General features: G+C 67.7%; 1 protein-coding gene. It reads right to left on the reverse strand.

Annotated features, from left to right (window positions below; translation table 11 throughout):
* A partial coding sequence (locus GOSPT_RS04750) for a condensation domain-containing protein (RefSeq protein ID WP_005203532.1) occupies positions 1-1,440 on the reverse strand: 1,440 nt, incomplete at both ends.

Here is a 1,440-nt window from a genome sequence, read left to right on the forward strand (position 1 = left end):
CGACGATCGGCTCCGTGGTCGGCCCGGTCGCGGCAGACAGGACGGCAGCCGTTTCGGCAGGCGAGATCAACGTCGTGTCGCCGACAGCGTCTGCCGGGGCCGACGTCAGACCGGCCAACAACGCGAGGTAGCGGTCGGCGAACGTCGAGATGGTCCCGTCGTCGAACAGGTCGGTGGCATAGACGATCGAGCACTGCCAGTCATCGCCCGACGGCGCGGTCGTCACCGTGAGCGCGAGGTCGAGTTGCGCTGGGACACTTGGGACCTCGACCGGCTCGACCTCGAGCTCGTCGACACGAACCGTGGGGTCTTCGACCGCGCCCGCCTCCATCGAGAGCATGACCTGAGCCAGCGGCGCGAATGCCTCGGAGCGCACCGGATCCAGCGCGTCGACGATGGTCTCGAACGGAACGTCCGCGTGGGTGAAGGCATCGAGGTCGGTCACCCGAATCCGGTCGAGCAGATCGACGAACGACTCGGCGAGGTCGACCTCGCTGCGCAGGATGAGAGTGTTGACGAACATCCCGATGAGCGGATCGAGCACTGCGTGTCCGCGCCCGGCAACCGGCGTCGCGACGGCGATGTCGGCGCTTCCCGACAGGCGCGCGAGCAGTACCGACAGCGCGGCGTGGACAACCATGAACGAGGTGACGCCACGTTCGGCCGCTGTCGCAGCGATTCGATCCGCGATCTCCGCGGGAATGGCCACCTGCATGCGAGCACCGCGATGAGTGGCGATGCGCGGGCGTGGACGGTCCGTCGGCAGATCGATGACGTCGGGGAGGCCTGCGAGCTCCGCGACCCAGTGCGCGAGCTGTCGCCCGACCACCGACTCGGGATCTGCGGGATCGCCGAGGACCTTGTGCTGCCAGATCGAGTAGTCGGCGAATTGCACTGCCAGCGGGACGAATTCGGGCGCCGCGTCCGCCGAACGTGCGAGATACGCCGTGACCAGATCAGCCACGAGCGGACGCATCGACTCACCGTCCGCCGCGATGTGATGGGCGACGAGGGCAACGATGTGCTCGTCGGGTCCCACCGGTGCCACGCGCACCCTCAGCGGCAATGATTCGGTGACATCGAATCCGGTGCTCACGGCGTCGGCGAGCGCCTGTTCGTCCGAGACGACGGCCCAGTCGAGTTCGGCCGCGACGCGGTGCGCCGGGTGGATCACCTGCACCGGGGTTCCGTCAACCGCGGGGAACGTCGTCCGCAACACCTCGTGACGAGCGACCACATCTTCCACAGCGCGGCGCAGCGCGACGAGATCGAGCTTCCCGCGAAGTCGCAGGAGCGCCGGGATGTTGTAGGTGGCGGTTCCGGGTTCGAACTGGTTGATGAACCACATCCGCGACTGCGCGAACGACAACGGGATCTCCGACGGCCGTGGCGACACGGCCTCGATCGGCGCGAGACCGCGATCCCGAGTGGTCACGAGAT

This window comes from Gordonia sputi NBRC 100414 (genome assembly GCF_000248055.1).
Taxonomy (GTDB): Bacteria; Actinomycetota; Actinomycetes; order Mycobacteriales; family Mycobacteriaceae; genus Gordonia; species Gordonia sputi.